Origin of the sequence: Nocardioides sp. (assembly GCF_035429765.1) — a bacterium.
Classification (GTDB): Bacteria; Actinomycetota; Actinomycetes; order Propionibacteriales; family Nocardioidaceae; genus Nocardioides.
The window spans coordinates 1-4,829 of the sequence record NZ_DAOMFK010000223.1 but is presented as its reverse complement, the minus strand read 5'-3'; the positions used below and the strand labels follow the sequence as shown (position 1 = coordinate 4,829).

Annotated in this window: 4 protein-coding genes; 3 read left to right on the top strand and 1 reads right to left on the bottom strand. The window is 74.8% G+C overall.

All coding sequences use genetic code 11. The annotated features are described in order from the left end of the window. Together PLP61_RS14985 and PLP61_RS14980 are read left to right on the top strand one after the other, a co-directional pair. On the top strand, positions 1-643 hold a 643-nt coding region (locus PLP61_RS14985), incomplete at its 5' end, for an ATP-binding cassette domain-containing protein (protein ID WP_324503556.1). Beyond that, positions 636-2,552: an ABC transporter ATP-binding protein gene (locus PLP61_RS14980; protein WP_324503555.1), complete on the top strand. Its 1,917-nt coding sequence runs from the start codon at positions 636-638 to the stop codon at positions 2,550-2,552. The genes PLP61_RS14985 and PLP61_RS14980, both read left to right, overlap by 8 nt. Positions 2,553-2,630: 78 nt before the next feature. On the opposite strand, the gene PLP61_RS14975 is transcribed toward PLP61_RS14980, so the two are convergent. Further along, positions 2,631-3,245 carry a TetR/AcrR family transcriptional regulator gene (locus PLP61_RS14975; RefSeq protein WP_324503554.1) on the bottom strand — a complete coding sequence of 205 codons (615 nt, stop codon included), beginning with the start codon at positions 3,243-3,245 and terminating at the stop codon, positions 2,631-2,633. A 190-nt stretch (positions 3,246-3,435) separates the two neighbouring features. Here PLP61_RS14975 and PLP61_RS14970 point away from each other — a divergent pair. Further along, a partial coding sequence (locus PLP61_RS14970; RefSeq protein WP_324503553.1) for a CoA-binding protein occupies positions 3,436-4,829 on the top strand: 1,394 nt, incomplete at its 3' end.

Below are 4,829 nucleotides of genomic sequence, written 5' to 3'. Positions count from 1 at the left end.
GGCGCGACGCTGCACGAGCTCCGCATTGGCCGCAGGGCGCGCGGCCCTCGCCGCCCGGGACGAGGCCCGGGCCCGCCTGCCGTGGGGCGTGCGGCTCGGGGACGTCGACCTGGGACAGGCGCGGCTGGCCGAGGTGAGGCGCCACATCCTGGTCAGCGAGAGCGCGGGCCAGCTCTTCGCCGGTACGCTGCAGGACGCGATCGACCCCCACGGGAAACTCGACCGGGCCGGTGCCGAGGAGGCCATCCGGGTGGCCGACGCGGAGGACGTGTACGACGCGCTGCCGGGTGGCTGGCAGGGCAGGCTGGACGAGCGTGGACGGGGCCTCTCCGGAGGCCAGCGACAGCGTCTCGTGCTCGCCCGGGCGCTCGCCGACGACCCGCCCGTGCTGGTGCTGGTCGAGCCCACCTCGGCGGTCGACGCGCACACCGAGGCGCGGATCGCGGCCCGGGTCGCCGCCCACCGTCGCGGCCGCACGACCGTGGTCACCACGGTGTCGCCGCTGTGGCTGCACCACGCCGACCGGGTGGTCTTCCTGGAGGAGGGCCGGGCGGTCGCCGTGGGAACCCATGAACAGCTGATCCACGACCACCCCGCCTACCGCAGGGTCGTCATCCGCTCGATGGGTGAGGACGATGACTGACCTGCTGGCCACGTCGGCCGACACCTGGCGCGACGTGCCTCGTGACCCCTCGGAGATCCCGGCCGAGCTGGTCCCCCCGGTCGGCGTACCCCTGCAGGTGCGGCTCGCAGCGCTGCGACGCCGGCACCGGGTCCGGCAGGCCCGCGCGGAGGCGGCGTACGCCGCGAGCCGAAACCCCGAGCACGGCTGGCCGGTCGCCGACTACGCGGCGGTGTGGCAGTTCCTGCGTCGGCTGGTCCGCGGACGGCAGCGGCTGTTCGTGCTGCTGGTGCTGCTCAACGCGGCGGCCGCGTTCGCGGCGCTGCTGGTGCCTCGGCTCCTCGGCAGCCTGATCGACGAGACCACCTCGGGCACCGGCGTCGACGGTGGGGGCACCGTCGGGCTCCTCGTGCTGGTGGTGGTGGCGCAGGCCGGCTTCACGTTCTGGGGGCAGCGCACCTCGGCGGTCTTCGGTCAGGACCTGCTCTCGGCCGCGCGGGAGTACATCGTGCGCACCATCCTCGGGCTGCCGCTGGGCCGCGTGGAGGGGGCCAGCACGGGCGACCTGGTCACCCGGGTGACCCGCGACGTGGGCACGATGAGCCGCTCGGTGCAGTACGCCGTGCCGATGGCGATCACCTCGGTGCTCACCGTGTCGCTGTCGATCGTGGCGATGCTGGCGAACTCCGTCTTCCTGGCGGTGCCCTCGCTGCTCCTGATCGGCTCCTCGCTGATCCAGATCCGGCGCTACCTGCACCGTGCCCAGAAGTGCTACATCGCCGAGGGCGCGACGTACTCCCGCATCAACTCCACCCTCACCGAGACCGTCGAAGGGGCGCGGACGGTCGAGGCGCTGCGGCTGGGGGAGCGGCGGATCGCGCTCAGCGAGACCGACACCGCCGTGTCGGCGCAGGCCGAGCGGTACGGCATGACGCTGCGGAACCTGCTGTTCGCGGTGATCGACTTCGCGTTCAACACCCCGCGGGTGGTGACCGTGCTGGCCGGTGCCTACGGCTACGCCCAGGGCTGGGTGACGCTGGGGCAGATCACGGCCGCCGTGCTGTACGTCGAGGCGCTGAGCGGCCCGCTGGACCGGCTGGTCGGCGAGGTCGACCGGCTGCAGGTGGGCGCCGCCTCCACCAGTCGGCTGCTCGGCATCGCGCAGGTGCCCCAGGACCGGGTCCCGGGCGAGGCCCGGCCGGAGGGCTCGGACCTGGTCGCGCGGGACCTGCGGTTCGCCTACCGCGAGGGGCACGACGTCCTGCACGGCGTGAGCCTGCGGCTGTGGCCCGGCGAGCGGCTTGCGGTCGTGGGGCCCAGCGGGTCGGGCAAGTCGACGCTGGGGCGGCTGCTCTCCGGGATCAACGCCCCCCGCACCGGCCGGGTCACCGTCGGCGGCGTCGACCTGGTGTCGCTGCCGCTGGAGACGCTGCGGACCGAGGTGGCGCTGGTGACCCAGGAGCACCACGTCTTCGTGGGGTCGGTGCGTGACAACATCGTCCTCGCGCGCGAGGACTCCGACGACGACAGCGTGTGGTCCGCGCTGGCCGCGGTGGGGTCGGCCGACTGGGTGGAGCGGCTGCCCGCGGGCCTCGACACCGTGGTCGGCTCCGGCAGCCTCGCGCTGACCCCCGCCCAGGCGCAGCAGGTGGCGCTGGCCCGGCTCATCATCGCCGACCCCCACACGCTGGTCCTGGACGAGGCGACCTCGCTGATCGACCCGCGCACGGCCCGCACCGTGGAGGGGTCGATGAACGCGCTGCTGCACGGGCGGACCGTGGTGGCGATCGCCCACCGGCTGCACACCGCCCACGACGCCGACCGGATCGCCGTGGTGATCGACGGACGCATCGTCGAGCTGGGCAGCCACTCCGAGCTCGTGGCCCTCGGTGGGGAGTACGCCGCGCTCTGGCAGGTCTGGACCTCCTGACCCCACCACCCAGATAGTCCGCCGCGATTCTCATCATTTCGCCCGTCGGAATGATGAGAATCGCGGCGGACTACCTCCTCAGCGGAGGCCGAGCTCGCGGCGGGCGAAGGTGAGCGCCACCTCCTGGGCGACCTGCTCGGTGACCACCTCGTCCTCGAGGGCGACCTGCACGGCGAGACCGTCCAGGAGCGCCGCCCAGGTGAGCGCGAACCGGTCCACGTCCACCGCGGCGACCTCGCCGTCCTCGACGGCCGCCAGCACCACCCGGCGGATGATCGCGCGCCACTGCTCGTCGAGCTGGCGCCGGTCCCGGGCCACCTCGGGGTGGCGGAACGCCTCGCACCACAGCTCGAACCACAGGCCCCAGTGGCCCTGCACCTCACCCTGCGAGCCGACGCTGATCGTCAGGTCGACCAGGGTGGCGAGCCGCTCCTCCAGCGTGGCGGGCCGCTGCAGCAGGTCCTCCACCGCCCGGTAGAAGCCCGCCTCGGAGTGCCGCAGCGCCTCGATGAGCAGCCCGTCCTTGGTGGCGAAGTAGTAGACGACCAGCGCCGGGCTGGTCCCCACCCGCGCGGCGACGTCGGCGATCCGCGTGCGGGCCAGGCCGCGCTCGGCGATCAGCTCGGCGGCCGCGGTGAGCATCTGGTCGCGGCGGGTGTCGGACTGGCCCTGGGAAGCCTCGGTCGTCGCCACCCTGCCGTCCCTTCGGCCCCGCGGGCCGCCCGCCGACCCGCGTGTGGTGGGTACGCTACACCGACCCTGAACGGCGAGTCAGGGCGGGCAGCCCCCGTCGCCAGCCGCCCAGCCCCTTCACCATCGGCCGCGGGACGGGTAGCGTGCGGCGGTGACTGAACAGCCATTCAACTCAGGCGGTGGATGAGGAGTGGACACGGCCCCGGGCCTGGACCGGATGCTCGCGGCGCGCTCGGTCGCGGTGGTCGGGGCCAGCGCCCGCCCCGGCTCCTTCGGGGAGCGGCTCGCGCTCGAGGCCCTGCGATCCAGGGACGAGGGGGCCGGCTGGGTGCGCCGGGTGCACCTGGTGCACCCGACGTACGACGCGGTGCTCGGCGAGCGCTGCCTGCCCGCCCTGGACGCCCTGGACGACCCGGTGGACCTCGTGCTTCTCGGCGTCCCCGACCGGGCCGTCCCGGAGCAGCTCGCCTCGGCCCGGGACACCGGCGCCGGGGCGGCGGTCGTCTACGGGAGTGCCGTCGGGCTGGCCGAGGCGATCCGCGGCGCGGCGGGTCCCCTGCCTGTCTGCGGGGCCGGCTGCATGGGGTTCGTCAACGTCGGTCGCGGGCTGCGAGCCCTGGGCTACCTGGAGCGCCCCGGGCTGGAGCCCGGAGGGATCGCCCTGGTCACCCACTCCGGCTCGGTGTTCTCGGCGCTGCTGCGCACCCACCGCCGGCTGGAGTACTCCCTGGCCGTCTCCTCCGGCCAGGAGCTGGTGACCACCACCGGCGACTACCTGCACTGGGCCCTGGACCAGCCCGGCACGCGGGTGGCGGGACTGTTCCTGGAGACGATCCGTGAGGTCGACCGGCTGCGCGGCGCGCTCGCCCGCGCGGCAGCCCAGGACGTGCCGGTGGTGGCGCTGACCGTGGGCGGCTCCCCCTCCGGGCGGGCCATGGTGACCGCGCACTCGGGGGCGGTCGCCGGCGCGGACGCCGCCTGGGAGGCGCTGTTCGCCACGTACGGCGTGCACCAGGCGCGCGACCTCGAGGAGCTGGTGGACACCCTGGAGCTGTTCGCGGTCGGCCGCCGGCTGGCCCGCCCGGCCGCCGGGATCGCCACCGTGCACGACTCCGGGGCCGAGCGGGTGCTGCTGGCCGACGTCGCGAGCGAGGAGGAGGTGCCGTTCGCGCCGCTCGCGCCGGGCACCGAGGCAGCGCTGGCCGGCCTGCTCGACGACGGGCTCGGGGTCCACAACCCCCTGGACGTGTGGGGTCGCGGCGCCGACACCGAGGCGCTGTTCACCGGCTGCCTGACGGCGCTGGCCAGCGACCCCGCCGTGGACGTGGTCGCGCTGGCGGTGGACCTGGTGGAGGAGTACGACGGGGACGAATCCTACCCGCGGGCGGTGCAGCAGGCGGCCGCCGCGACCGACAAGCCCGTGGTGGTGCTCTCGCACGTCCCGGCCGCCGTGGACCAGGCGCAGGCGGTCGCGCTGCGGAGGGCCGGGATCCCCGTGCTGGAGGGAGCGCGCTCCGGCCTGCGCGCGATCGGCCACCTCCGCGCCCACGCCGACCCGGCACGAATGGCGGGCGACCCGGCACG